General features: G+C 38.0%; 24 protein-coding genes and 1 tRNA gene. 4 read left to right on the plus strand and 21 right to left on the minus strand.

Annotated features, from left to right (window positions below):
- Nucleotides 1–382 precede the first annotated feature (382 nt).
- The 16 genes from lysS to spoIIE all read right to left on the minus strand — a co-directional run bounded on the left by lysS (nt 383) and on the right by spoIIE (nt 17,273).
- Nucleotides 383–1,870 (minus strand): lysine--tRNA ligase, encoded by a 1,488-nt coding sequence (gene lysS / locus JOE23_RS16980; protein ID WP_204440518.1) that lies wholly within the window; start codon nt 1,868–1,870, stop codon nt 383–385.
- Between the two features lie 162 nt (nt 1,871–2,032).
- Nucleotides 2,033–3,022, minus strand: coding sequence for a tRNA dihydrouridine synthase DusB (gene dusB / locus JOE23_RS16985; RefSeq protein WP_204440520.1), 990 nt, complete (start codon nt 3,020–3,022; stop codon nt 2,033–2,035).
- A 4-nt stretch (nt 3,023–3,026) separates the two neighbouring features.
- Nucleotides 3,027–3,254, minus strand: a complete 228-nt coding sequence (locus tag JOE23_RS16990; protein ID WP_204440522.1) for a helix-turn-helix domain-containing protein — start codon at nt 3,252–3,254, stop codon at nt 3,027–3,029.
- Complete coding sequence (gene folK / locus JOE23_RS16995; RefSeq protein ID WP_204440524.1) at nt 3,224–3,736, minus strand: 2-amino-4-hydroxy-6-hydroxymethyldihydropteridine diphosphokinase; 513 nt, start codon at nt 3,734–3,736, stop codon at nt 3,224–3,226. The genes JOE23_RS16990 and folK overlap by 31 nt, the downstream gene beginning before the upstream one ends.
- Nucleotides 3,733–4,101 carry a dihydroneopterin aldolase gene (gene folB, locus JOE23_RS17000; protein ID WP_204440526.1) on the minus strand — a complete coding sequence of 123 codons (369 nt, stop codon included), beginning with the start codon at nt 4,099–4,101 and terminating at the stop codon, nt 3,733–3,735. The genes folK and folB overlap by 4 nt, the downstream gene beginning before the upstream one ends.
- The gene (gene folP, locus JOE23_RS17005; protein WP_420827548.1) at nt 4,094–4,933 is read right to left on the minus strand and encodes a dihydropteroate synthase; all 840 of its coding nucleotides are present in this window, start codon (nt 4,931–4,933) and stop codon (nt 4,094–4,096) included. The genes folB and folP overlap by 8 nt, the downstream gene beginning before the upstream one ends.
- A gap of 134 nt (nt 4,934–5,067) precedes the next feature.
- Nucleotides 5,068–5,994 carry a cysteine synthase A gene (cysK, locus tag JOE23_RS17010; RefSeq protein ID WP_204440528.1) on the minus strand — a complete coding sequence of 309 codons (927 nt, stop codon included), beginning with the start codon at nt 5,992–5,994 and terminating at the stop codon, nt 5,068–5,070.
- A 172-nt stretch (nt 5,995–6,166) separates the two neighbouring features.
- Entirely contained in the window at nt 6,167–7,066 is a 900-nt protein-coding gene (locus JOE23_RS17015) for a peptidylprolyl isomerase (RefSeq protein ID WP_204440530.1), read from the minus strand.
- Nucleotides 7,067–7,068: 2 nt separating this feature from the next.
- Nucleotides 7,069–7,953 (minus strand): Hsp33 family molecular chaperone HslO, encoded by an 885-nt coding sequence (gene hslO / locus JOE23_RS17020; RefSeq protein ID WP_204440532.1) that lies wholly within the window; start codon nt 7,951–7,953, stop codon nt 7,069–7,071.
- A gap of 16 nt (nt 7,954–7,969) precedes the next feature.
- A complete protein-coding gene (locus JOE23_RS17025) occupies nt 7,970–8,737 on the minus strand; it encodes a type III pantothenate kinase (protein ID WP_204440539.1) in 768 nt (255 codons plus the stop codon).
- 242 nt (nt 8,738–8,979) lie between these two features.
- Nucleotides 8,980–10,977 (minus strand): ATP-dependent zinc metalloprotease FtsH, encoded by a 1,998-nt coding sequence (ftsH, locus tag JOE23_RS17030; protein WP_204440542.1) that lies wholly within the window; start codon nt 10,975–10,977, stop codon nt 8,980–8,982.
- A gap of 150 nt (nt 10,978–11,127) precedes the next feature.
- Nucleotides 11,128–11,670: a hypoxanthine phosphoribosyltransferase gene (hpt, locus tag JOE23_RS17035; protein WP_204440544.1), complete on the minus strand. Its 543-nt coding sequence runs from the start codon at nt 11,668–11,670 to the stop codon at nt 11,128–11,130.
- Nucleotides 11,671–11,689: 19 nt separating this feature from the next.
- The gene (gene tilS, locus JOE23_RS17040) at nt 11,690–13,081 is read right to left on the minus strand and encodes a tRNA lysidine(34) synthetase TilS (RefSeq protein WP_204440552.1); all 1,392 of its coding nucleotides are present in this window, start codon (nt 13,079–13,081) and stop codon (nt 11,690–11,692) included.
- Between the two features lie 60 nt (nt 13,082–13,141).
- Entirely contained in the window at nt 13,142–14,062 is a 921-nt protein-coding gene (locus JOE23_RS17045) for a protein kinase domain-containing protein (protein WP_204440555.1), read from the minus strand.
- On the minus strand, nt 14,028–14,765 hold the full coding sequence (locus tag JOE23_RS17050) for a VWA domain-containing protein (RefSeq protein WP_204440557.1): 738 nt from the start codon (nt 14,763–14,765) through the stop codon (nt 14,028–14,030). Before JOE23_RS17050 ends, JOE23_RS17045 begins: the two co-directional genes overlap by 35 nt.
- Before the next feature lie 84 nt (nt 14,766–14,849).
- Nucleotides 14,850–17,273 carry a stage II sporulation protein E gene (spoIIE, locus tag JOE23_RS17055; protein ID WP_239585495.1) on the minus strand — a complete coding sequence of 808 codons (2,424 nt, stop codon included), beginning with the start codon at nt 17,271–17,273 and terminating at the stop codon, nt 14,850–14,852.
- Nucleotides 17,274–17,740: 467 nt separating this feature from the next.
- On the opposite strand from spoIIE, the gene JOE23_RS17060 reads away from it, so the two are divergent.
- A tRNA-Met gene (locus JOE23_RS17060) sits at nt 17,741–17,817 on the plus strand.
- Nucleotides 17,818–17,886: 69 nt separating this feature from the next.
- Here the strand turns inward: JOE23_RS17060 and JOE23_RS17065 are convergent.
- The 5 genes from JOE23_RS17065 to JOE23_RS17085 are packed head-to-tail and all read right to left on the minus strand — an operon-like array spanning nt 17,887 to nt 22,379.
- A complete protein-coding gene (locus JOE23_RS17065) occupies nt 17,887–18,708 on the minus strand; it encodes an energy-coupling factor transporter transmembrane component T family protein (RefSeq protein WP_204440561.1) in 822 nt (273 codons plus the stop codon).
- Nucleotides 18,705–19,562, minus strand: a complete 858-nt coding sequence (locus tag JOE23_RS17070; protein ID WP_204440563.1) for an energy-coupling factor transporter ATPase — start codon at nt 19,560–19,562, stop codon at nt 18,705–18,707. Before JOE23_RS17070 ends, JOE23_RS17065 begins: the two co-directional genes overlap by 4 nt.
- Nucleotides 19,553–20,368, minus strand: coding sequence for an energy-coupling factor transporter ATPase (locus tag JOE23_RS17075; protein ID WP_204440566.1), 816 nt, complete (start codon nt 20,366–20,368; stop codon nt 19,553–19,555). The genes JOE23_RS17070 and JOE23_RS17075 overlap by 10 nt, the downstream gene beginning before the upstream one ends.
- A 20-nt stretch (nt 20,369–20,388) precedes the next feature.
- The gene (gene menA, locus JOE23_RS17080; RefSeq protein WP_204440578.1) at nt 20,389–21,327 is read right to left on the minus strand and encodes a 1,4-dihydroxy-2-naphthoate polyprenyltransferase; all 939 of its coding nucleotides are present in this window, start codon (nt 21,325–21,327) and stop codon (nt 20,389–20,391) included.
- A gap of 14 nt (nt 21,328–21,341) precedes the next feature.
- Complete coding sequence (locus JOE23_RS17085; RefSeq protein WP_204440568.1) at nt 21,342–22,379, minus strand: FAD:protein FMN transferase; 1,038 nt, start codon at nt 22,377–22,379, stop codon at nt 21,342–21,344.
- Nucleotides 22,380–22,732: 353 nt separating this feature from the next.
- Here JOE23_RS17085 and JOE23_RS17090 point away from each other — a divergent pair, with 353 nt between their 5' ends.
- The 3 genes from JOE23_RS17090 (at nt 22,733) to JOE23_RS17100 (ending at nt 26,594) form a co-directional block, all read left to right on the plus strand.
- Entirely contained in the window at nt 22,733–24,595 is a 1,863-nt protein-coding gene (locus tag JOE23_RS17090; RefSeq protein WP_204440570.1) for an FAD-dependent oxidoreductase, read from the plus strand.
- 453 nt (nt 24,596–25,048) lie between these two features.
- Complete coding sequence (locus tag JOE23_RS17095; protein WP_204440572.1) at nt 25,049–25,576, plus strand: Gx transporter family protein; 528 nt, start codon at nt 25,049–25,051, stop codon at nt 25,574–25,576.
- A 37-nt stretch (nt 25,577–25,613) separates the two neighbouring features.
- Entirely contained in the window at nt 25,614–26,594 is a 981-nt protein-coding gene (locus JOE23_RS17100; RefSeq protein WP_204440574.1) for a polyprenyl synthetase family protein, read from the plus strand.
- The last annotated feature ends 146 nt before the right edge of the window (nt 26,595–26,740 follow it).

A 26,740-nucleotide genomic window follows, 5' to 3' on the forward strand; every position in this document is an offset into this window, starting at 1 on the left:
TATCTATCACCCTTTGCTCGTTTAAAGCACTAGCTTGCTTCTTACTTCTTTTCTTAACATACTGGTTGTTTTGTTCAGTTTTCAAAGATCAATTTAGGTCGCTGTCTTTTTGCGACAGCTTTTATATTATATAAAAACCAAAATGAAATGTCAACAGTTTTTTTATTTTTTCTAACTTCTTAAAACCGTTATTCAATTTGGCGACTTGACTAATATAACACGCACCTGTTTTACAGTCAACCACTTTTTAAAAACAATATGGCCTATTCATAAAATAGTTAACATTTCTTCTATACTCAAATTAAAAACGCCACTCCAGCCCCTATTATTTTCATAGAAATCATTTGAGTAGCGCTTTTATATCACATAACATATGATCAATTTATGATTCTTTATTTTTCATTTGCGGGAATAGCAAGACATCTCTAATTGAAGGGGCATTAGTTAGTAACATAACTAAACGATCAATACCTATTCCCAAACCTCCAGTAGGTGGCATGCCATATTCAAGTGCTTCAAGAAAATCTTCATCCATTTCGTGTGCTTCATCATTCCCTTGTTCCTTCTCCTTCACTTGCGCTTCAAATCTTTCCCTTTGGTCTATTGGATCATTTAATTCCGAAAAGGCATTTGCATGTTCTCGGCGAACGATGAATAATTCAAACCGATCCGTAAAACGTGAATCAACTTTATTCTTCTTTGCTAATGGTGAGATTTCAACAGGATGCCCATATACAAAAGTAGGCTGGACAAGGTGCTCCTCTACCTTTTGCTCAAAGAACTCATTAACAATATGCCCGTAAGTCATCGTATCCTGGATGCTAACACCGTGTTCTTTAGCTAATAGCTTCGCATCTTCATTACTCATTTGTTGCCAAAAGTCTACACCCGTGTACTCCTTGATAATATCGACCATATGCACCCTTTTCCAAGAAGGCGTTAAATTAATCTCTTCTTCTCCATAAGTAACAGTCGTAGAACCTACAACTTCCTCAGCAATGTGCGCCACCATATTTTCAACTAAATTCATAATATCATGATAGTCAGCATATGCTTCATAAAGCTCCAACATCGTAAATTCAGGGTTGTGTCTTGTCGATACCCCTTCGTTACGAAATACACGTCCGATCTCATAAACGCGCTCCATCCCTCCAACAATCAATCGTTTAAGGTGTAACTCTATTGCTATTCTCATATATAATGGTATATCCAAAGCATTATGATGTGTGATAAACGGACGAGCAGAAGCTCCACCGGCAATACTATGCATCATAGGTGTTTCTACCTCTAAAAATCCGGCTCCATCCAGATAGCGTCGCATAGACTGAATGATTTTACTACGCATAATAAAAGTCTCTTTACTCTCATGATTTGTAATTAAATCTAAATAACGTTGGCGATAGCGCTGTTCAACATCCTTTAATCCATGGAATTTTTCAGGTAACGGGCGTAGAGATTTAGTTAAGATAGTAAACTCTATCGCTTTAATTGATAACTCGCCAACGTTTGTTTTAAAGACCGTTCCCGTCACACCGACAATATCACCCAAGTCAGCTCCTCTAAAAAGTTCATAGGCTTCTTCACCAACAGCATCTTTACGAACATAGAGTTGTATCTGACCACTTAGGTCTTGTATGTGAGAAAAGCCCGCTTTTCCTTTTCCTCGCTTGGTCATGATCCGACCAGCAACCGTCACTTCAATTGCTTTTTCTTCTAACTCTTCTTTAGAGAAACAATCATAATCTTCAGTTAAAGAGTTGGCAAAATGTGTGCGTTCAAACTTATCACCAAAAGGATCTATGCCATTATCTTGCATCACTTTTAATTTGTCTCGACGTACCCGCATGTGTTCATTTAATTCTTCTGACAACTTCTATCACTCCACTTCTTATTTATAACTATATATAATTAGCATTCATTTTAAGAAAAATCGAATAATCCTATCATAGCATATTGCTAATAAAGTACAAATGATCAAAGTAAACAAGCAATTACCTTAGTTTACGTGCTTAACAATCGCGAAACCGAAAAACTACACGAAGCTATATTGAGACTTTAGTTGTTCAACATATCGGCTTAGAAGCTGCTCTAATGCATCACGTGTTTCCACCTCATTAATTTCACGACGCACCTTTTCGTTTCTTTTTAGTCCTTTCAAGTACCATGCCGCGTGTTTACGCATCTCCATCACTGCTACTTTTTCTGATTTAATTTTAATTAAGCGATCTGCATGTAACATACAAACTCTAATTTTATCTTCAGGTGATGGCTCATCTAATAGAACACCATGATCTAGATACTGAGCAATACGATACATAATCCATGGGTTGCCAAGAGCAGCTCGCCCCACCATCACTGCATCAACACCTGTTTCTTCAAGCCGCTTTTTAGCTATCTCTGGCGAATCAATATCACCATTACCGATAACAGGAATTGAAACATTATCCTTAACTGCCTTAATAATTTCCCAATCAGCAACGCCTTCATACATCTGCTCTCGCGTCCGACCATGTAAGGCCAATGCTTTAGCACCTGCTTCTTCTATAGCCTTGGCATTTTCTAAAGCGAAGATACTATCCTCGTCCCAACCTGTTCGCATCTTTACGGTTATAGGCTTATTAACAGCTGACGCTACAGCTGAGACGAGTTCATAAATTTTTTCCGGCTGAAGAAGCCATCTTGACCCAGCATCACATTTTGTGATTTTAGGAACCGGACAACCCATATTAATATCAATAATATCTGCATTCGTGTGTTGATCAACGAATTGTGCTGCCTCAATCATTGACTGCTTTTCTCCACCAAATATTTGTAAGCTCATCGGTTTCTCTGCTTCATCAATATAAAGCATATCCATCGTTTTTTGATTTTTATTAACAATCCCTTTATCACTTACCATTTCTGCACAGACTAGACCTGCTCCAAACTCTTTGACAGTTAAACGAAACGCCCAATTACTAACCCCTGCCATTGGCGCAAGCACTACACGATTTGGTATAGTTATATTTCCTATCTGAAACATATCTTTACCCCCTTTCTTTTCTCTCATCTAACGGCGGCCTCAACTCTACCAAAGCAACCTCTAACGTCTCCACCGTTCTTTCTATAAATGCATCTGATGGCTGTCGTTTCCCTCGTTCTATCTCACCTACCATTGATAACGAGTAGCCCACGGCCTCAGCGAACTCTATTTGGGTATAACCTTTCAACTTTCGAAATGCTTTTATTCTTCTTCCCCATCTTGCTTGGTCCATTTAACGACGCCTCTCTTTTCTTCATTAGATATTTGAGCAAGGTGTTCTTTTACGGATTCGTTTGTACCCGGTATCCTTAACTCAGGGTTAAGTTCAGCTAACGGCACAAGCACAAATGCTCGTTTATGCATACGTGGGTGCGGAAGAATTAATTGTTCCGTCACCATATTGTCTTGATTATAGAGTAAAATGTCAAGGTCTATTGTTCTTGGTCCCCATTTAATCTCTCTTTTTCTCCCTAAATCAGCTTCTATTGTTTGACAGAGGTCTAATAGCTCAGTAGAAGAAAGTGTGGTACTCACTTCAACAACCATATTAAGAAATTCCCCTTGATCTTGGTAACCAATGGGAACTGTTTGATAGATAGACGAATAGTTGTTGATTAAGACATGTTCAGATCGCTTCATATAGTCTATAGCCTGCGTTAAATGGAAATGTCTTGGAGCGATGTTGGAACCAAGCGCTACATAAGCTTTATTCATGCTGAAACCCGCTCTCGATATATTTCCACTGCAACCGATTGATAATGGCCATGGATTGGGGGATCTGGCTTTATCAGCTTAACACGACACGCTAATAATTGAGGGTAATTATCTAAAAGCTTTGACGCTATTGTTTCTGCAACCGTTTCTATCAATGCATAAGCTTGTCCCTCAACAACTTCCTTTGTCATTTGATAAACTTCTCCATAATGTATAGTATAGGCCAGGTCATCGGTTTCTCCTGCCTTTCTCAAATCTGTTTCTAACTCTAAGTCAACTATAAACCGTTGACCTAATTCATTTTCAGCTTTAATTGCACCATGATAGCCATAGAAAGCTAAACCATTTAATAAGATTTTATCCATCTAAATCCACGCCCTTCTTCACCAGTAAATCTGTCATCTTCACTATTCTTGCATTCATCTTTACATTATGTACACGAACCATATCAGCACCATTAATAATACCATAACTTGTAGTCGCAGCCGTTGCTTCATCACGTTCGCTTGTCGATAAATCCAATAAATGTCCAATCACCGATTTTCGTGAAGCACCTAATAAAATCGGATAGCCTAAAGATTTAAACGCATCCAGATTTTGAATGACCTCCAGACTCTGCTCAGCACTCTTGGCAAATCCAACACCGGGATCAATGATAATTTGCTGCTCTTCTACACCGTTATTTAGCGCTAAATCAATACTTTCAGCAAGATCGGCTTTAATTTCATCAATTAGGTTATAGCGATAAACAGGATGTTTACGATTGTGCATTAATATAAGGGGGGCTTTATATTCAGCTGCGACGTTGGCTATTTCCGGTTCAAACTTTGCTCCCCATATATCATTGACAATATCCGCGCCTGCATCCAAAGCACATCGCGCCGTTTTGGCTTTAAATGTATCTATTGAAATAGGAACAGACACCGCTGCCCTAACTTTTTTTATTATTGGAATCACACGTTCAATCTCTTCATCCTCTGATATTGGAGTATGACCCGGTCTTGTTGATTCTCCACCGATATCAATAATATCTGCACCTTCTAAAACCATTTTTTCAGCTTGCTTAACTGCACGATCTATATCATTAAACTGTCCACCGTCTGAAAAAGAATCTGGGGTAACGTTTAAAATGCCCATAACAACTGTTTTTTTAGCTAAATTTAGCTCGCCATGTTGTGTATATAGCTTACGGTTCAAAGTAATCTTCCCTTCTGTTTTTTCTTTTATTTTAACACCAATTAGCAAGAATGAGCAGTCCCCATTTACGACGTTTTAATAATGACGAACAAAAAGCAGCTCTCATCTTAAAGATGAGAGCTGCTTAAGCATTTTTAGTCTTGATCGAATTGATACAAAGGTGTAGATAAATAACGTTCTCCGTTACTTGGGATAACCGCTAAAACTTTCTTTCCTTTTCCTAATGATCTAGCCACTTGTTTAGCAGCAAAGATCGCGGCACCGGAAGAAACTCCTCCTAGTAACCCTTCCATTCGCGCTGCCTCTCTAGCCGTCTCATAAGCTTGATCATTCGTTACCGTGATGATATCATCATATATTTCCGTATTTAGAATTTTAGGGACAAATCCTGCGCCAATACCTTGTATTTTATGTGGTCCGGGCTCTCCACCAGATAATATAGCGGAATCTTTGGGTTCTACCGCATAAATTTTCACATCTTTATAATGTTCTTTTAATACTTTACCTGCTCCAGTAATCGTACCACCTGTTCCAATACCGGCAATAAATGCATCCAACTGCTCACCCATTTGTTCAACAATTTCTTTACCTGTTGTCCGCTCATGAACATCTGGATTTGCTTGATTTTGAAATTGTTGTGGCATGAAATACCCATGATTTTCTCGTAACTCTTCTGCTTTTTGAATTGCACCTTTCATTCCTTCTGAACCTGGTGTTAGCACAAGCTCAGCCCCATAGGCACGTAATAGATTACGGCGCTCAAGGCTCATTGTATCAGGCATAACAAGTACAGCCTGATAGCCTTTAATAGCGGCAACTAGTGCTATGCCAATTCCTGTATTACCACTAGTTGGCTCAATAATCGTGTCTCCTTCTTTTAATTGACCGCTTTCCTCAGCTGCCTCAATCATGGCTAAAGCTATACGATCCTTCACTGAACTCCCTGGATTCATAAATTCAAGTTTTGCATAAATCTCAGCATCTTCTGGACCAGATAAACGATTCAAATGAACAATTGGGGTATTACCAATTAACCCCGCTATTGATTGAGCTATTTCCATTTTTTAGCCTCCTAATTCCGAGTACTCTTATTTGTTTAATTATATGTTGAAAACCTGATATTGTCAATAAAACAAAACTAATATCAGTAAGGGGTGTTCGTTCTGTCCCACTAATGGTTAGTTGAGTGAATCAGGTATGCACTCTATTTTGAGATGGGTGGTTTACGGATAGTTATCTGTGATAAATCCAATCAACATCAAGCTGTTCCCAAAAAGCTTTGGTTGAAGGGGGCTCGCCTACTTCTTCGATGGCTAATTTAGTACGTATGTGGTCCTTCAATTGATCATAGCTTAGATCAACTCTAGGTAACTCTCGATGTAAATACAAAATGGCAAAGCCCTGATTTACGATAAACGGTTCACTATAGCTGAATTGATCTAAATCTCCCGCTTCATCAAAATAACCATCCGGCAAGAAGGAACTTCCTTCAGTAAAAAATCCTAAGTAGCCACCATCTAATAACGATTCTTCATCTATTGAATATTCACGTGCTAAAGCAGCAAAGTTAGCTCCTTCTTCTAATTCATTATAAATCCGGTTTGCTGTTTCTTGATCAGCTACAACAATATGAGATATCTCTATCCGATGCGAAAATTCATATTGTGATTGATAGGTATTATAATATGCTTCAATGTCCGTTTCATTTACCTCTACATCTCTTGTGAAAATTTTTTCAGTTAGTAATCGATGTTCTATAGTTTCCCGCCATTCCTCTTCTGTTTTTACCACATTTTCTTGTCGCATTTGACCGGCTAAAGAAGCTAACAGAGACACTTCTAACTCAATCACTCCTGGATCAACTGTCAAATCATATTGATCCGCTAATTGTGACACCACATGTCGGTCCACCATTTGTGTTAGCGCTTCTTCTCCAAAGTGCGTTTCCAAATAATTCATCCATTCATTATAGTATACTTCCTCTTCATTTATGACAGCTACCGGCTGACGAACATCTATCTCTTCCGATGGAGTGTAATATGAAGAATCCCGATTACTCCTAATCAACAACAACAAGGTTAAAATATTCGTCCCTATTAACACAAGAATAATGATTAGAATTTTTTTTCGCATAACTATTGCAACTCCTCCGATTGCTTAAGTTTGCTTAAATCATCAGGTGAGAGGTGATAATGCTCATTACAAAAGTGGCAGGTTGCCTCTGCACCACCATCAACCTTGATCATATCATCGATTTCCTCATTACCTAGTCCTCTAATGGCATTGTTAATTCGTTCGATCGAACACGGACAATAAAACATAACCGGCAGTTTATCTAAGATGTGCAAATTGGCTTCGCCAAATAAAATATTAAGCATCGCTTCTGGCGACTTACCTTCTCTTACTAATGTTGAAATTGGAGGTATTGTCGCTATACGGTTTTCGAGTAGATCAATTGCTTCTTCACTAGCACCTGGCATCACTTGTACAATAAATCCACCAGCAGCCAAAATCGTATGGTCAGGGTTAACTAATACACCTGCCCCTACAGCAGATGGCACTTGTTCAGATGTAGCAAAATAATAAGTGAAATCCTCACTTACTTCCCCAGATACTATAGGGACTTGTCCGGTAAAATGGTCCTTTAAACCAAGATCTTTGACAACGCTTAAGTTACCCGTTGTTCCAACTGCACGAGCAACATCTAATTTCCCTTTAGCATTTAAGTCAAAATCGACATGTGGATTCGTTATATACCCTCTGACTTGCCCTTGAGCATTGGCATCAACAACAATCGGCCCTGTAGGTCCATCCCCTTCAAGTTTAATCGTAAGCTTATCTTCTCCTTTGAGCATGGCACCCATCATCGTTGATATAGTCATTGTTCGACCTAGAGCCGCCGATGCCGTAGCCCATGTATCATGGCGTTGTCTTGCTTCTTCTACTAATTTTGTTGACTGTATCGCATAAGCACGAATGGTCCCTTCAAATGCTGTCGCCTTTATCAAATAATCATTCATATTAAATAACTCCTTTTCATTTCACACATTGATAAATCTCATTTAAACCTTTTAGGGTCAAAGCCGGATCTACTATGTCTATTGTAGTGGATTCATCAGCAATTAATTCAGCCAACCCACCAGTAGCAATAACTTTAGGGTTTTGACCGCTTTCCTTCTTAAATCGCCTTACCATTTCATCAACTTGTCCTACATAACCAAAATATAAACCTGATTGCATCGCATCAACCGTTGATAAACCAATTATATTTTTCGGATGAGTGATCTCTACCTTTGGTAATTTAGCCGCTTGGCTGTATAAAGCATCAAGCGAAATTTTTATACCAGGAATGATAGCCCCTCCGACGTAAGAGGCGGACTCATCTATATAACAGTAGGTTGTGGCCGTTCCAAAATCAACAACAATTAACGGACTTCCGTATTCAGCAATCGCACCTACTGCGTTAACGATGCGATCAGCCCCTAACTCAGCCGGGTTTGGATATTTCATTTTTAAATAGCTATCAATTGGAGTTTCTCCGATTACAATAGCCTTACGATTAAAATATTTTTCGGCCATACTCTCAAGAGCATACATAATCGGTGGCACAACAGAAGAAATCATAATATCGTTAACCACTGAAAAACTTAATGATTGGTAATCAAACAATGATTTAACTAACATGGCAAACTCATCTTCTGTTTTATCTCTATCTGTCTTTATCCGCCACTGATAAGTTAAGTTATTACCTTCAAATAAACCGAGCACTGTATTTGTATTACCAACATCTAACACAAATAGCATATTCATCACCATCTCTATTTTTAAATAAAAAACACTAAAACTGACTTTTCTCTATTTTACTTCTTTTTTTGACATTCTCCAAATAAATCATTTTTGCTAAAAAATCCTTACTGCTCATTGGTATTAGCCTATACCAATATAGCTTTTTAAATCTAAAGATTTGATCTATCCTCAATTACACTAACTCAAAAGAAAAACCAGTAGAAAACCCGATATTATGGTTTTCATACTGGCTTTCACCGTTAATCTTCTTTTGTTTGGTTATCATTTCCATCAGTTGATTGTTCTGTTTCATTAACAAGCGGTTCTTTGTTATCATCGTCCGCTTTAGCCTGAATATTAACCTTTACTTCTTCTTCAGCTTTAGTGCTCGCTTCTTCATCATTAGACAAACCATTTTGCTCTGATACAACAGGGTCTGGAAGTGATCCTGTTTCAAATAGCGATTTAATTTGTGCGGCATCTAATGTTTCAACTTCTAATAATGTTTTAGCAATTAACTCAAGCTTATCCTTATTTTCAGTAAGAATCTCTTTAGCACGATTATAGCAATGATTAATGAAGTTTTGCATTTCTTGATCAATCTCATATGCAATCGCATCACTGAAATTTGCTTCGTTCTGCATATCGCGTCCCAAGAACACCTGACCACCTGTGCTACCAAATTGAAGTGGACCAATCTTATCACTCATACCATATTCGGTAACCATTTTACGAACCATACTTGTTGCTCTTTGGAAGTCATTGTGTGCACCTGTACTCACTTCGCCAAAGATAATTTCTTCAGCTACTCGGCCACCTAATAATCCTGTAATTTTATCAAGCAACTCTGGCTTCGTCATAAAGTAGCGATCTTCCTTTGGTAACATCACAGCATATCCGCCTGCTTGCCCGCGTGGTACAATGGTCACTTTATGGACCATATCAGCCTCATCGAGTACCATTCCAATAATAGTATGACCACTTTCATGATAAGCGACAATGTTACGCTCTTTTTTAGAGATCACACGACTCTTCTTCGCAGGACCAGCAATGACTCGATCAATAGCCTCGTCAACATCTTCCATTTCAACTTGCTTTTTATCACCTCTAGCCGCTACAAGGGCAGCCTCATTAAGTAGGTTTTCTAAATCAGCACCAGAGAAACCTGGGGTACGCATAGCAATGGTCTTTAAGCTAACATCTTCAGCTAATGGTTTATTTTGCGCATGAACACGCAAGACATCTTCACGACCTCGTAAGTCCGGTCGATCAACCGTAATTTGACGGTCAAATCGCCCTGGACGTAATAAAGCAGGATCTAAGATATCAGGTCTATTCGTCGCAGCAATAATAATAATCCCTTCGTTTTCTCCAAATCCATCCATTTCTACTAGTAATTGGTTTAAAGTTTGTTCCCGTTCATCGTGACCGCCACCGACACCTGCACCACGCTGACGTCCAACCGCATCAATTTCATCAATAAAAATAATACACGGCGCATTCTTCTTTGCATTTTCAAATAAATCTCGAACACGTGATGCACCTACACCGACAAACATCTCAACAAAATCTGAACCACTGATAGAGAAAAACGGTACGCCTGCTTCTCCAGCCACAGCTCTCGCTAGTAATGTTTTCCCTGTACCAGGAGGTCCGACTAACAGCACACCTTTGGGAATTTTTGCGCCAATTGCAGCAAATTTACGCGGATCTTTTAAGAAATCAACAACCTCTACCAGTTCCTGTTTCTCCTCATCTGCACCAGCGACATCTTTAAAGCGTACTTTCTTCTTATCTTCACTATACATTTTGGCTTTCGATTTACCGAAGTTCATGACTCGATTGCCGCCACCTTGTGATTGATTCATTAAAAACAAGAAAATCACAATAACAATAATAAATGGCGCAAATGATATTAAGAAACTTAACCAAGGACTCGGTTGCTCCTCTTCATCCCACATAACCACTTCTTGACTTGATGCTTCTGCATTAATCTCAGAAACCACTTCAGGATTATCAGGTATATTGGTAATAAAGTTCGTATTTTCCTCATCTGCTAATGTACCTGTAACACGAATCACACCATTAGAAGGACGCATCTCCATACTTTCTATCTCTTCGTTATTTAAAGCTTCTACAAATTCGTTAAATTTAAATTCTTCTGTTTGACCATTTTGTCCAGTTATAAATTGCATCACTGAAAGCAATACAAGTAATATAACACCATAAAAAATAAAACTACGTACTATACGATTCATCACTTTCCTCCTCCCAAACGAGAAAACTATATTACATCGTATCATAGAAAAAACAAGAATGACAACTAACTCGATCTCAGTATTTCCATAATATAATGTGTTTAGTTATAATATTTAATAATTTATTGCTTGAATGATTAGTGGGAGCCTTTATTCTCCACCATAAATATGTGGTTTTAGCACCCCAATATACGGGAGGTTGCGATACTTTTCCTGATAGTCTAAACCGTAACCAACGACAAATTCATTAGGTACTTTAAAACCAACAACATCCGCTTTAATATCCACTGTTCGACCTTCTGGTTTATCAAGAAGGGTGACAATTTTTATAGAACGTGCTTTTCGATATTTGAAAAGGTCAACCAAATAGCTTAAAGTTAAACCACTATCAATAATATCCTCTATAATAAGCAAATCACGTCCCTCTACTTTTGTATTTAAGTCTTTCTCAATTTTAACCTCGCCTGAAGAACGCATTTCACCACCATAACTAGACACGTCCATGAAATCCATTTCTAAGTATGTATCCATATAGCGAAGGATATCAGACATAAATGGTAGAGCTCCTTTTAAAACACCTATAGCTAAAGGAAACTTATCCTTATATTCTTCAGCTAGTTGCTCACCTAACTCTTTGCATTTTTCTTGAATGTCTCCTTGTGAAACCAATATTTTTTCGATGTCGTTGTGCATCTTGATCCTCCTAAAACCTTTAAATAAATTGGTATATCAATTTTAAATAATGATCCCTGTATCCACTGTTAAGGTCAATTCCCTTAGCCAAACCCAGCACCCACAAGATTCGACCATCTTCATCAACGAGAATCGGCCAGTGATCACGCTTATACAACGGAATTTTCTTATCAATGAATAAATCCTTTAGTTTCTTTCTCCCTTTTGAACCAACTAAATCAATACGGTCCCCAGGCATACGCGTGCGAATCATTAACGAAGGATAGTCATCAAAACCATTAACGGGTAAGTAGAATGTCATTGGGTTTATTGATGTGGGTTTTATGTGAACAAACTCCGCTTGTATAACATGGCCATCGGGTAAAATGGTTTGCCCTGGCACTCTCAAAGGCACGCAATATGAGGTCGTACCTTGTTCAAAATAAAAGTGTAAAGTTTGATATGACTTAACCATCTTTAACGCTGATGGTAAATCTACAGATGCATTAGCACGATCACTATCAAGAAGGGTAAAGAATTGTTGCTCATGTCGATAACTCAAACCATCTGGCAGGGTATCATATAGATAGTTTAATATTAGATGAAACAATCTTCTTTGTAAAGCACGGGGATGCTTTTTCAGTTCATTAATTTGACAGGAAACTTTCTTGGGCTGCTCTTGATAATTTAGTATCGAAGCACCTAAAGTTTCTGCCTGGTTCGTTAAATAGGCTACATCATCCTCTATTTTCTCAGTCACATGCAAAATCGATTCCGAAAGATTGGGGTTTTGTCTTTTTAATAACGGTAATATATGTATTCTAAAAAAATTCCTTGTATAAATATCAGCTTCGTTGGAAGGATCTCGACGTGGCACTATATGATTTTCTTCACAATAATCTTCTATCATGGCTTTGGTAACTGATAATAAAGGACGAATCAAAAAGCCATTAGAGAAAGGTCTCGACTTTCTCATTCCTTGGAACGCTTCAAGCTCCGTTCCTCTAGTCAAGCGCATATAGACAGTCTCGATTTGATCATCACCGTGATGACCCAAAGCCAAATAATCCGCTTGATGTTTTTCCATAACATCTGCAAACACTTGATAACGAAGAATGCGGGCAGCTTTTTGCGTGCCATAGCTATACTGCTCCTTTAAGGCATTCACATCAATATAATGCGCTTCAAAATTGACTTTATACCGCCGGCAAAAGGCGCGTACATATTCAAGATCTTGCTTTGACTCCGCACCTCTTAACCCATGATCAACTGACACAACCATTAAGTCTAATTGCCATAAACGGCTTTTCCCAATAAAATAGTGGAGAAGTGCCATTGAATCAGGCCCTCCCGAGACACCGACTATTATTTTAGCTGGATAGACCAATAAACGATGTTTTTTTATATACTTATCAACCATTTCTGTAAACATTTATGATAACCTTCTTTAAGCATTAACTTATTATGATAACTATCCTACCAGAAACAAACCCTAATAGAAAGTAGCAAGAAAAAATAGAACGACACTTATTGAAATGCATATCACAATCTCTAACCAGTCTATTTCTTGCTTGTCCTGAGGTACAGCTGATTTTCTCGTTAAATGTCTTGTTCTTTTCTTGAAATCCTGTTGCATCTCTTGACTATTTTGATATTGCCCTAATAGCGCTTTATGAAAAATAGGATCATAGGGTTTCAAGATTGACGCCTGCTTTAATTTGGTTATTAAATACTTCTTCGGCTCTTTCGTTCGCCTAAACTGATTGGGATAAGCACAGCGGAGTGCCATCATGGCTAAAGCAAACAAATCATAAGCTGGATCAGCTGTCCGATTGCCACAATGCCAGTAGCCACGGTCATAAAATTCTGTATACTCTTTAACCGATCTTCCGATCAACGTTACACCTCCTACATCAATAAAACGAAGGCGAATCGGACGATGGGTGACGATGACATTTTCTATTTTTAAATCGCCTAAAATAAAACCGACGCGATGAAGTTGCTCTAACTCTTCTAGGAGTTGGGGAAATAGCACACCTAACCACTGCCTGCCACGCTTGTTTAGAAATTTATCTAGTGACTCTCCTTGAACATACTCCATTGTATAAAAGGGATAACACTCCCCTCGCCTATCTATCCAATCATCAATTTCGTATAAAGAAGGCCCAGGGCTTTCACCTTGGACCTTCGCTAGTTTTTTTAAAACATTAATCTCTGATGTAATAGATGCAGCCTTATCACTAATTTTTAACGCTACCCATTGGTCATTGTCTTGCTTAGCTAAGTAAACGGCACCAACAGCACCTGTTCCTAACTTTTCTTTAATGTAATAGGTGCGTTGATGCCATTTTCCTCTTAAACACGTACCTGGCTTAAAGTTAAAAACCGAAATCGGCTTGCTCTGATTCAGCATCTTTTCTTAAGCTCCTTAATAAGCCACCCTCACTAAACTGGTGGAGGGCTTCTTTTAAAGCAGGACCTGTGGGTGTAATTCCGCCACTTGTCAGTTTAGGAAACACTGAAGATAATTTATCTAAGTCTGATGACCATTCTAATATTTTATCTAATGCCTTTTTACGCCCTGGAAATGAGTAGATAGCAAATTTATTATCACCAGTTCTAGCATTCATACTTATTGATAAATCAATTAATGCTTCTTTGACTGTATTTAATTTCTTTTGCATACTTGCGCTCGTATCGACTAACACCAGCAATTGCATATCACATGTTTCCGTTAACTCATCAACCACTTCCATCACCTCACCTCTTTGGTCAGGTGGTAGAGCTTCAATTGATTGATTATCCCCTAAAATCTGTCTTAGCTCTTGGTTGACAACCCCTTGAAGGGTTTGTGTCATTGCCTGCTTTGTCACTGCTTGTACGGTTTGTGTTAAAACTTGCGGATAAACAATTTGACTTACGCCTCCACCTGAAGACGCAATATCTTCTACTTCTACTAAACTGTCAGAGTCTGTATCGCCTTGATCAAGTACACCAATTACATTGACTGTAATGCCTGCTTCCCGTATCATATTGGCAATTAAAGTTGGGTCTTCTCCTTTGTTAGAACAGCCATCGGTAATCAATAAAATTTGCTTTAGCTTTCCTGTTCTCACTTACTCCTGCCTCCTATCAATTAAACTACTATCATTCTCGACTTCTTTTCTGTTTTTTATACGACCAAGTCAAAAACAATCTACTTAAGACTTCGCATAACATTGATAGTGTGGCACCGTTGCCCATTTTGATTGAAAGTGATTAATCTTACCAACCAATATAGTCATGTCATCCTCTATTGTGCCTGAAGATAGCCGAATCACTTCTTCAAGAATAAGATCTGCAATTTCTTGAGGATCGTTGGTCTCCATCTGTTTAATAATTCGTTTTAACCAAATGTCTTGATTCTCTACCGTTTTAGGCGCTTCGAAAATACCATCACTTGTCATAATCAAGAGATCATCATCTTGCAATTGTTCGTCGACCACTTCCACATCGAATTCCTTTACAATACCTATAGGCAAATTACTTGATTCAATGGCAGAAACGTTTTTACCTCTTTTTATATAACTTGGTGTCGAGCCTATTTTTAAAAATTGGACGACGGCTGATTGTAAATCAACCATAGCTAAATCCAAAGTGGAAAAAATTTCATCCGTCATACGTAAAGAAAGGATGGAATTAATCGATTTAATCGCCACTTGTTCATCAATACCTGACTGAAGAATTTGTTGGAGTAAGCGTAATGTTTGCATGCTCTCTTCTCTTGCCCGCTTTCCATTCCCCATCCCGTCACTAATTGCTAACGCATACTTGCCAGTAGCTAACTCCATGGTTGAATAACTATCACCCGAAATAAATCCACCACCTCGTGCAGCATGAGCAACACCAACTTCTAATTGATAGGTCTTCGCTGACCGGAAGATCAAAAAGCAATAACCATTAGGCATCGGCGATACTTCTTCTTCACTAACAATCACATTTTCTTGAAGAATATCAGATAAAATTGGCGCAATAATCTTCGCCCCTTCATCATGGTATTGATAAACGGACAATGTTATCTCTATATCAATCTCACCTTTCTGCAACGAATAAATGTCTAGCTGTTCAATTTCCATTCCAATTGATCGAAGTGCTGTTATAATCTGTTGCTCTTGTTGCTCATGGTGTTGACGTTCATTAATAATTTCCTTTGCAAAATTATCCATGACCTCTGACACACCCAATAGCTGGTCTGCTACAAAACGCCGACTCTCTCCAACCTGCTTTCTTAGCTGTTGATTTGCTTTATAATAAGATAATTCTTCCTTCATTACCGCCTCCACCTTATGCGCCTTTTGACAATGTTTTTTAAATTTCGATTCTGTTAATTGAGAAACTGCGCCGCTTTGAGTCAGTTCCTTCTTCATGTTTTCCATATGTTGATAAGTATCATCAAAATGTTTAGCCCAACACCAGGACTTTTTAAAGCAGGTCTGACAAGTTCTCTCTGTCACATGACTCAAGAAATCGTCTGTCTCTATGTCCTCATTTATCTGTTCCTGCTGTTCAATTAGTTTTCCTGTAAACGTCTTTGATAAGGCTTCGAACACATCAGAAAATTGCTCCATGCGACTTGCCGTAACATCTCGTAATTTTTGTAAATACTGCTGTTGTTCTTCAATTTGTTCATTTGTTCCGGGGATATAGCGAGCAATTTTGTTTATCATCGTATTTGGTGTAATTATAAATAGGAAAATCGCTACTAACGATGCTAGGACAGATGGAAATAAGGCTCCCATTTCAAAACCGTAAATGCCAAGCAAAAATGTTCCAAGTAATAGACCCACACTAACCATCCACTTCTTCCCTTCCTTCATTAACCCACCTAACAATCCACTAAAAGCAAGTAAACTCATTTGAGCTAGCGTCGTCTCATTCACTAAACTTAATATTAGACCAATCACCACACCCACAGTCGCCCCAACTGTTGGCCCACCTGTTAATGCAAGTAATAAAATAAAATAACGAGAAATAACGTAGTCTAAATGTACACCACCTAGAGTTAAACCCGTCACACCACATAAAACAGATGCTGCTAAAATGACAAGTGATATAAGTTCTTCATTCTTAAGGTTCGTTTTATATCGTTTAGGTGTTAATAATGGGGTACTCTGTATGAAGATTAAAAATAAAACAGCCGTAAGTAGTGCTTCAGTTATAGCCATGACAACCGTGTAGCTCGACCATTGATTCATTAGACTATAATAAGCTAACCGACTTAACAAACTGGAGGTTATAAGGATATATGGCAAATATCTCTTGGAATGTACAAACAACCCCAAGGATATAAAAAAACCAAAACATAAAAAACTAATTAACGTTATGATTAAAGGGGGGAATCCTACAGTAAGAACGCCAAGTAGACTAAACATCATAACCAAACGACAGCGTTCTTTTTTGACAACCCAAACACTCGCTAAGTAAGCTAATGAAAAAGGAATAAGCTCCTCTAAAATAATAGCTCGTCCCAATAAAAAACCGATTCCATACAATAATAAATCTTGTTGCTTAATAAACTGATAACTATGGTGAAGCCATTTGGTCTTCGTTTTAGTCTGTGTTCTTTCTAAATAAGAATTTGTCATTATACCCACTATATTCTCACCTCTCTATTATTATGCCTTCTATTTAAGCACATCCTTTTTTCATAATTTGTCAAAACAACTCTAGAATATAATAAAATGATTCGACTTCTTTCTATAAAAAATAATAGAAAGAAGATACTATACTTGCCCCACCATCACACACTAGCTAGCTAACAGATGACTATTAATAAATAATTCATTTCAATTTCTTTATATTTTTCACCCAAACTTGACTTGGATAAAAAAGCGGTTACCATCGAAATTCAGCAAATTATAGCTGTTTGTGATTATTATGAACAACAGTAAAACAGAGATAGCACAATAGCTAATTAATGTTGATTAGCTATTTATCACAGATAACCTTCCGTAAATCATCACGGTACAAACCGATAAAACAAAAACTATTGACATGCCTTCTGTGCTGTTGTAATATATCACTTGTGACTTCTTTAAAGTTTTATATCTATGGCGGTGTAGCTCAGCTGGCGAGAGCGTACGGTTCATACCCGTGAGGTCGGGGGTTCGATCCCCTCCGCCGCTACCATTACTTAAATAAAATATTCATATTACATAAAAACAGCGAGGTGTGCACACCTCGCTGTTTTATTTGAATCTATATATTGAATAATAGAACAAAATTAATGTTATTAAAAAAGGAAACACCTAATGTTAAGATGATTATGCAAATAATAGCCACACCATCTCTCAAGTGCCATTTAAGTTGTCGAAAACTTGAACGCTTTACTCCAGAACGATAACCCTTTACTTCCATAACATCAGCCATTTCCTCCGCACGCTTCAATGAACTAACAAACAAAGGAAGAACAATAGGAACAAGCTTCTTCATCTGTTCAATTAAATTCCCTTCACCAAAAACAACCCCTCGAGCGCGTTGAGCATCCATGACCTTCTGCGTCTCATCTAGGAGGTTAGGAACAAACCTTAAGGAAATCGAAAGCATCAAGGCAAAGTCATCAACAGGGATGCGCATCAACCGAAGTGGCTTAACAAGTGCATGAATAGCATCGGTTAAATCAATTGACTTTGTCGTTAAAGTTACAATCGTTGATATGAGTATGATCATGATAAAGCGACTAAACGTATAAAAGCCTGACAATAGGCCAAACCTGGAAATCATAATCGGTCCTAGACTAAAATAGATCGTTCCTCCTCCGGTAAACATAACACGGAGCATAACCGCAAATAGAATTAACCAGATCAACGGTCTAATTCCCTTGAAATAAACGCTATAACTTACTCCAGATAATCGCATTAACAAAAAGGTAAACAAGAATAACCAAATGTATCCTTGTCCATTTTCAACAAAAAAAAGAAGACCAATAAAATAAAGAGCGGCCACTAATTTCAAACGTGGATCTAAACGATGCAAATAGGACTCTCCAGGAAAATAACGCCCTAAAATTAATTTATTCATAATAGCTGCTCCTTTATCAGGTTAGCAGCCAATTCAGACCGCGTTAAACTGACTTGACTTAGTTTAATACCCTTTTCCTGTTCAATACGCCTTTGCACCCTTAATGGTTCAGGCATATCAATAGCCAACTCACTTAGCCGGTCTTCATCACTAAAAAATTGACGCACGGATTGATAACTTGCCACACGACCATGATCTAACACTAAAACATTATCAGCATAAGTTGCGACGTCATCCATATCGTGTGTCACCAAGAGGGTTGTTGCTTTATGCTCGTTATGCCAGCACTTTAACATAGACAAAATCTTCTTCCGGCCTTCTGGATCTAACCCCGCACCTGGCTCGTCCAACACTAATACATCTGGGCTAGTCGCCATAATTCCTGCGATCGCCACACGGCGTTGCTGACCTCCAGATAACGAAAATGGTGAGCGTTCTAATAAATCAGCGGATAACCCTACTTTATCTAGGCTCTCTCGGACAGCTTGTTTTGTTTGCTCTGGAGTAAAACCAAAATTAATCGGACCAAATGCAATATCCTGTTCAACCGTTTCAGCAAATAATTGCGCTTCAGGAAATTGAAACACCATTCCTACTCGCTTTCTCACTTGGTTTAATATTTGCTTTTCACCTTTAACATTTATCATTAGTCCACCAACATGAACCTCTCCCGCTGTCGGAAGTAGCAAACCATTTATTAGTTTCAACAAACTCGATTTGCCCGCACCCGTATGTCCAATAATTGCTGTAAATGTACCTGTTGGTAATTCGGCGCTAATATCATTAATCACATTGGCAGTTCTGATAGGACCTAACTGATAATCTGCTCTCACATGTTCAAATCTCACCTGCATATCCACGCCACCAATTCATCTTCTGTCATATAACCATCCGGCACTTCAATTCCTTTTCTTTTTAACTCTTGGCGTAATTGTTCTGCAAAAGGCGGTTCTATATCGGGGTTTTTTTGGAAGACCTCTTGCGGTGTTCCTTGTTCGATTAACTCTCCGGCTTTTAGTACGAGCAATTGATCAGCCACAGCGGCTTCTTCTCGATCATGTGTAATCGAAAGGATGGTTAAATTTATTTTCTTTTGTATGTTTTTTAATACATTTAGTAATTCTCGCCGGCTCTTCGGATCTAACATCACAAATGCCTCATCAAAAATCATTAAATCAGGTTGTAACGCTAAGACGCCTGCGATCGCAACCCTTTGTTTCTGACCACCAGATAATTGTGATGGATCTTTATCTCGGTATTGATACATATCAACAAGTTTTAGCGCTTGAAAAACACGCATTTCCATCTCATGATAATCAAGATTTAAATTCTCCAATCCAAATGCAACATCATCTTGCACGGTTGTACCAATAAATTGATTATCAGGGTTTTGAAAAACGATGCCTACTTTTTTTCTTAAGTCCCATTTACTTTGCTCATTTAATATACAATTATTAATAAAAATACTGCCTTGCTCCGGTTCAACTAAGCCTACGATTAATCTGGCGAGAGTGGATTTTCCTGATCCATTGTCCCCTATCACCGCTAACCAATCGCCTCGTTTAACTATAAATGAAACAGCAGATAGAGCATAATTGTCGGTGCGAATATCATAACGAAAGCTTAAATCTTTTACAGATAATATCGGTGAACCATTCATGTCTATCTGCCTCCTTTCATCTATAATAATAAAGCAACAATAAACATAATAACAACCGATCCATTCAAAAGCACTAAATTTTTAATGGCAACGACGAATGTTTCTGCTTTAACTTGTTTATTATTAAATTGTTGAATTTGTTTATATACTGGATAAATCATCAACAACACGAGTAAAAGAACTGCTGGTAATAACCCTAAGGAAACAGCAATCACAAGCGCAAGAAAACTCATATAATAAAGGCCATTAAATAAAACTACCGCATTATCCTTTCCTATATAATAAGGTAGGGTAAAACGAGAATTGGCAATATCTTCGTCTAAATCACAAATATTATTGGCTAGCATCAAGTTAGCAATCGTGAAAATGCTCGGTATTGAGACCAATAGTATTTCTAACAACAAGTATAGATCGGCTTGAAAATGAACCATTCGACCTTCCCAGCCTAAGTGAACAATACCTTGGTCAAATGCATTAACATATACCGCTAAAAAGACAATACCAAAACCCATCGTCACACCAGAAAACACTTCCCCTAGTGGCATCCGTGATAATGGAATAGGACCAAACGTGTAAAAAATTCCAATAGCAAAACATAGCATGCCAATTAATAACACAAATAAATCGGTTCGAATGACAAGCCACAACCCTAAACCTACAGCTAGGGTCAACATAACAAAAATCGCTATCACCACAATCCGCTCTGGGATTTGGGCTTGCCCAATAATATTACGCGTTTCTCTATATTGATCTGAACTTGCTTTGCGATAATCCATATAATTATTAATCGCCGTCGTTGTTAAGTCGAAGGTCAACATGGCAACAAAGAATATTGCTGTATTAACGATACTAAAACTTTGATAGCGATAAATAACAAAAAGTAAACCAATTAAAAATGGAAATAAACTAGCTATTTTAGTCTGGATCTCGACTAATTTCAAAAATGCTGATATCGTCAACTTCATCACCTTTTCTACTGACTAATCAATTCAAATGCTTCATTTGTTAATTCAAATGTTTCAGTTAATCCCGTCGTTAACAAAATTTCTCTGTCTCTTGTCACAAAGATAGCCTCTGCATCATCCATGGATTCAATAAAGGCCTTGCCTTCTTCTAACCCTTTAGCAAATACAACCGTTGAAAGAGCATCACCATCCGTTGAATAATCACTTATAATGGTAACACCTGCAATTTCGTTATCAAATGGATAACCCGTATCCGGATCAAGCAAGTGATGATATTGTTGTCCACCTTCTTCAATGTAGCGCTCATAAATGCCAGAAGTGACAACAGACTGATTGGTCGCTTCAATGCGCCCGACTAACTCACCACGAGCTAAGAACGGATTCTGAATTCCTACTGTCCAATTATCCCCTGAAGGTCTTGTACCTCTAACGTAAATATTGCCACCTAGATCTAAGATCGCTGTAGTAACACCTTCTTGTTCAAATAATTGATTAACTTCATCTGTAATATAACCTTTAGCAATTGCGCCTAAATCTAATTGCATACCTTCATCAACTACATAAACGGATTGATCTTGATCGTTAATCTCAACTTTTTCATGATCAATTAACGGCAACACTTGATCAATTTCTTCTTGATCAGGAACTCGGGCATCATCATGCCCGATACGCCAAAGGTCTGTTAACGGACCAATCGTTATATCAAAGCCACCATCTGAATCATCTCCATACACTAAACTTGCCTTAATTAATTCATAAAGATGATCAGAAACTTGAACAGGTTCAACCCCTGCTTGGCGGTTAATTTCAGATACTTCAGACGTATCAATTTCTTCACTCATCATATGCTCGAGCTCATCAATAAGCTCCATGGCTAAATCCAATACATATTCCTTATCTTCATCGTATATACTTAAATTAATGACCGTACCAATTAAAAATTCAGTATCGCGATGGGGCGATTCTAATAAACCATCATTCGATGAACAACCGAATAGAACCAACAAACTAGCTCCTATAATAACGATCAATTTTTTTTGAAACATATTAATAGCCCTCTCTTTCTTAATTAACAGCAATCTCAATGTGAATATATTCACATTGAGTCACTCTGGGATTGAGTATATCACCGTCTTTGTTAGCTGTCTATTAGACACAATTCGACGTATTGTTTGATAAAAGCAATCATGTCCTATTCTAGCGGTTTTTATAATAGATGTGAATACTTATTGAACTTTTTTGTATGATAATTAGGTGAAACTTTATAGATTTTTTTATATATAATCTTTAAAAACCCTAGACACAAAATAAAATCAGCGTTACAATAAGTAACGGTTGTTCATAAATTCACAACAAATCTTGGTTTACAACTATTTATATTCAAAAGGAGTGAACATAAATGCCAAACAAGAATATTGTCATCATTGGTGCTGGTTATGCAGGTGTACACGCCGCAAAAAAACTAGCAAAAAAGTTTAAAAAAGATGACACCGTGTCAATTACTTTAATTGATCGTCATTCTTACCATACAATGATGACTGAATTGCATGAGGTTGCAGCGCACCGTGTTGAACCTGACGCGATTCAATTCGATCTTCGTCGCTTATTTAACCGTACAAAAGTGAAACTTGTCACAGATAATGTAACACATGTTGATCATGATACGAAAAAAGTGACGACTGAACACGGAGCATATGATTATGATTATTTAATTTTAGGTATGGGTGGAGAACCAAATGATTTTGGTACACCAGGCGTAGCAGAACATGGTTTCACATTATGGTCTTGGGAAGACGCTGTAAAGTTACGTGAACATATTGAAAACACTGTAGCAAAAGCTGCGACAGTTCGTGACGAAGCAACGCGTCGCGCCATGCTAACATTTGCTATTTGTGGCTCTGGATTTACCGGTATTGAACTTGTCGGTGAAATGATCGAATGGAAAGAGCGCTTAGCTAAAAACAATAAAATTAATGCAGATGAAATTTCTCTTTACGTGATTGAAGCTGCACCAACGATCCTTAACATGTTAGAGCGTCGTGATGCTGACAAAGCAGAAGCTTATCTACTCAAACATGGGGTAAAAGTTATTAAAGAATCACCAATCGTAGAAGTAAAAGAAAATGAAATTGTACTAAAAAGTGGTGAAACGATTCCAACCTATACATTAGCTTGGACTGGAGGCGTCAAAGCTAACTCCGATACAGAAGAATATGGTATGGAGCAAGCTCGTGCTGGTCGTCTGAAAGTAAATGAATATATGGAATCTGATCAATACGATGATGTTTATGTGGTGGGTGACTTGGCTTATTTTGAAGAAGAACCAGGAAAGCCAACACCGCAGATTGTAGAGGCAGCTGAACAAACAGGTACAACGGCAGCAAAAAATATTATTGCAGATATTAAAGGCGAAGAAAAAGTCGCTTATAAAGGAAAATATCATGGTGTAATGGTATCGATTGGTGCGCGTTATGGTGTTGCAGACCTAATGGGCTTACATTTAAGTGGGTGGTTTGCGAATTTTGTCAAACACATGGTGAACTTATACTATTTCTTCGGTATTGGTAGCGGCTATTATATGTTTAAGTATATAGAGCATGAATTCTTCCATACAAAAGATAAGCGTAATATTTTTCGCGACTTTTTAACACGCTATGGAAATGTACTGTGGAGCTTACCACTTCGAATTTTTGTTGGTGGATTTTGGCTTGTAGAAGGTGGCTCTAAACTGTGGGGCTATGAAGTTTGGGAAAATGCAACTTCAAGTATTTCCAACATCGGTCAATTGTTTAGAGGAATTGGCGAAGATTCGTGGCTCGTTTCTTCGACCGTACAAATGGATTTCCCATGGTTGCAAGATGCTACAAGTGCTGCAACTGAAGCTGCTGGTGATTGGGCCGACCCTATTCTTAGTGAGATGCCAGGCTGGTTTGCTTGGATCATGCAAATTATGATGCCAACACCAGAAATAGCTTTATTTATGCAAAAAATGATGGTATTCATTGAGATTGCGATCGGTTTAGCTATTATTGTCGGCTTGTTTACTTGGTTAGCCAATGCAGCAAGTGTCGGTTTTCTTATCATGTTTACTTTAACAGCGATGCTAGGCTGGGATAAGCTATGGGCACTCCCTGCTTCGATCGCACTTATGAATGGCTCTGGCCGTACATTTGGTCTTGACTACTGGGTTGTACCATTTATCCAGAAGAAATTGGGACGTTGGTGGTACGGTAAAGAACAGTCCATCTATCAAGATAAATAAATTTTTTATCAAATTAGCGATTAGCTCTTTTATAGAGCTTATCGCTATCTTGTTTATTATCATGTATAATTGAATTATACAGAAGATTGAACGCAGATTTTGACGATCCTTGCGTTTTTTTTCTGAAAGGAAAGGCCACCAAAATAATAAAGGGAAAGAAAGAAAACCAATTTATCACAGATAACCGATCGTAAACCACCACAAAATAACGCGCATAAGTAAATTAATTGTGGTGATAACGGACGCTAATGTTCGGGATTCGCTCAACTTAACCATCAGTGGGCGAAGAACGAATAGACCGCTGATTGAAGGTTCGTTTTATAGCGAATAACAAGAGCGTCTTATACCTGCATGTGTATTTCTTTTTTTCCTTTTACTGTTTTTCACAGAGTAACACTACAGTTAAGCTTTATTTATTTTCGATAGCCTAGCAAGGAAAGGATGTTATTTTTTATGACTAAAAACCAAAGATTAGTCTACATTGCGTTGCTAGCTGCTCAAGCTGTCATTATTAGCCTCGTTGAACGAGCAATTCCTTCCCCCTTTTTTTTCGCACCTGGCGCTAAGTTAGGGCTGGCTAATATCATAACTTGCATGGCCCTGTATACACTACCTGTTAAGGATGCCAGTAAAGTGGTCTTGATTCGCTTAATATTAGCTACCCTACTCAGTGGCACTATTTCTACATTTATGTATAGTGGTGCTGGGGCATTGTTTAGCTTTTTAGGTATGTTGCTCGTTAAACAATTAAGGTTCGCTAATGTTAGTCTAATTGGTGTAAGTACTACCGGCGCTGTCCTGCACAACGTTGGGCAATTATCCATTGCAAGCTGGGTCGCTCAATCGTGGTCTGTTATGCTTTACCTACCCATTCTTTCCTTGATTGGTATCCTGACTGGAGTAGCCATAGGTATTACTGCCAATTATTTATTAACACATATAGAAAGATTACACTATTATATGGATTTACAAACCATGTAGCACACATATACATCGAAACGAGAGAGGTTTTAAAAACATGGAAATACATCAAATGTGGCGTGATTATCCAGAATTAAATCAAGATTTGATCAAAGTCATAAAATTAATAGAGGATCATATACGTATCAAAGACAAACGCGTGAATGAAACCCTTAGAGAGGTTATTCGCGCTGGTGGTAAGCTGCTCAGACCTGCCTACACGTTACTTTGTAGTCAAATAGGGACTGAATATGATAAAGATAAAGCGATTGCAATTGCAGCGGCTCTAGAGGCTTTACACATGGCAACACTTATTCATGATGATGTTATTGATCAAGCTGATACGCGCCGTGGGAATGTCACTTTACAAGCAAAGCATGATAACAAATTTGCTATATATGCTGGTGATTATTTATTTTCGATCTGTTTTTCCATACTAGCCAAACACGCTGATTCCATTGCGCAATCGATGTATAATATACGTAGTATAGAGAAACTTTTAATTGGTGAACTTGATCAACTCCACTCTAGGTTTCAACCACCTAACAGTGTGAAAAGCTATTTATCAAGAATATCAGGAAAAACAGCACAACTTTTTGCTTTAAGTTGCTATACAGGCGCAGTAGAAAGTAAAGCAAGTAAGCGCCAAGTACGTACAGCATGGAACATGGGGCATTATATTGGGATGGCATTTCAAATTATTGATGATATCTTAGATTATCAAGGTTATGAAGAACAAATAGGCAAACCTGTGATGGCAGACGTCCAACAAGGTATTTACACATTACCGCTGATCTATGCCATGTTAGCTAAACCAGATGAAGTATCCTTGATCTTAGCTAAAGACAAGCCTTTTTCCAAATCCGATTTACAGAAACTAAGCAACATTATTGAAGAAGCTGATGGCATCGAGAAAGCGAAAAAAATTGCTGAGCGTTATACGAACAAAGCATTGCGTGAATTAGAAAAGTTACCAAACGGTCATTATAAACATCATTTATATCATTTAACATCACAAATGCTCAAACGGACCAGTTAATGCTTAGACCCACTTACATTTAAACCATTTGAATTAAAAAAGCCACTCCACATTAATCTGTACCCTTTGTAAAGGACTTTTTAAAAAAAGACTATGCTACACTGGAAAGGTGATTCCTGTATTGTACAGGGGTCATCTTTTTTAAA

It is taken from the genome of Amphibacillus cookii (assembly GCF_016908375.1).
In the GTDB taxonomy this organism is placed as follows: Bacteria; Bacillota; Bacilli; order Bacillales; family Amphibacillaceae; genus Amphibacillus_C; species Amphibacillus_C cookii.

What these genes read in the sequence shown, in the direction of transcription:
- JOE23_RS17045 (WP_204440555.1), bottom strand. Translation starts at nt 14,062, where the DNA reads ATGCTGAATCAGAGCAAGCCGATTTCGGTTTTTAACTTTAAGCCAGGT.
- hpt (WP_204440544.1), bottom strand. Translation starts at nt 11,670, where the DNA reads ATGCACAACGACATCGAAAAAATATTGGTTTCACAAGGAGACATTCAA.
- JOE23_RS17085 (WP_204440568.1), bottom strand. Translation starts at nt 22,379, where the DNA reads ATGTTTCAAAAAAAATTGATCGTTATTATAGGAGCTAGTTTGTTGGTT.
- JOE23_RS17065 (WP_204440561.1), bottom strand. Translation starts at nt 18,708, where the DNA reads ATGAATAAATTAATTTTAGGGCGTTATTTTCCTGGAGAGTCCTATTTG.
- folK (WP_204440524.1), bottom strand. Translation starts at nt 3,736, where the DNA reads ATGAATAAAGCTTATGTAGCGCTTGGTTCCAACATCGCTCCAAGACAT.
- JOE23_RS17025 (WP_204440539.1), bottom strand. Translation starts at nt 8,737, where the DNA reads ATGCTATTTGTGTTAGATGTTGGTAATACAAATACAGTGCTCGGTTTA.
- JOE23_RS17075 (WP_204440566.1), bottom strand. Translation starts at nt 20,368, where the DNA reads ATGAATGGTTCACCGATATTATCTGTAAAAGATTTAAGCTTTCGTTAT.
- JOE23_RS17090 (WP_204440570.1), top strand. Translation starts at nt 22,733, where the DNA reads ATGCCAAACAAGAATATTGTCATCATTGGTGCTGGTTATGCAGGTGTA.
- cysK (WP_204440528.1), bottom strand. Translation starts at nt 5,994, where the DNA reads ATGGAAATAGCTCAATCAATAGCGGGGTTAATTGGTAATACCCCAATT.
- JOE23_RS17015 (WP_204440530.1), bottom strand. Translation starts at nt 7,066, where the DNA reads ATGCGAAAAAAAATTCTAATCATTATTCTTGTGTTAATAGGGACGAAT.
- folB (WP_204440526.1), bottom strand. Translation starts at nt 4,101, where the DNA reads ATGGATAAAATCTTATTAAATGGTTTAGCTTTCTATGGCTATCATGGT.
- ftsH (WP_204440542.1), bottom strand. Translation starts at nt 10,977, where the DNA reads ATGAATCGTATAGTACGTAGTTTTATTTTTTATGGTGTTATATTACTT.
- hslO (WP_204440532.1), bottom strand. Translation starts at nt 7,953, where the DNA reads ATGAATGATTATTTGATAAAGGCGACAGCATTTGAAGGGACCATTCGT.
- spoIIE (WP_239585495.1), bottom strand. Translation starts at nt 17,273, where the DNA reads ATGACAAATTCTTATTTAGAAAGAACACAGACTAAAACGAAGACCAAA.
- JOE23_RS17070 (WP_204440563.1), bottom strand. Translation starts at nt 19,562, where the DNA reads ATGCAGGTGAGATTTGAACATGTGAGAGCAGATTATCAGTTAGGTCCT.
- JOE23_RS17100 (WP_204440574.1), top strand. Translation starts at nt 25,614, where the DNA reads ATGGAAATACATCAAATGTGGCGTGATTATCCAGAATTAAATCAAGAT.
- JOE23_RS17095 (WP_204440572.1), top strand. Translation starts at nt 25,049, where the DNA reads ATGACTAAAAACCAAAGATTAGTCTACATTGCGTTGCTAGCTGCTCAA.
- dusB (WP_204440520.1), bottom strand. Translation starts at nt 3,022, where the DNA reads ATGTTTCAGATAGGAAATATAACTATACCAAATCGTGTAGTGCTTGCG.
- tilS (WP_204440552.1), bottom strand. Translation starts at nt 13,081, where the DNA reads ATGTTTACAGAAATGGTTGATAAGTATATAAAAAAACATCGTTTATTG.
- JOE23_RS16990 (WP_204440522.1), bottom strand. Translation starts at nt 3,254, where the DNA reads ATGGACCAAGCAAGATGGGGAAGAAGAATAAAAGCATTTCGAAAGTTG.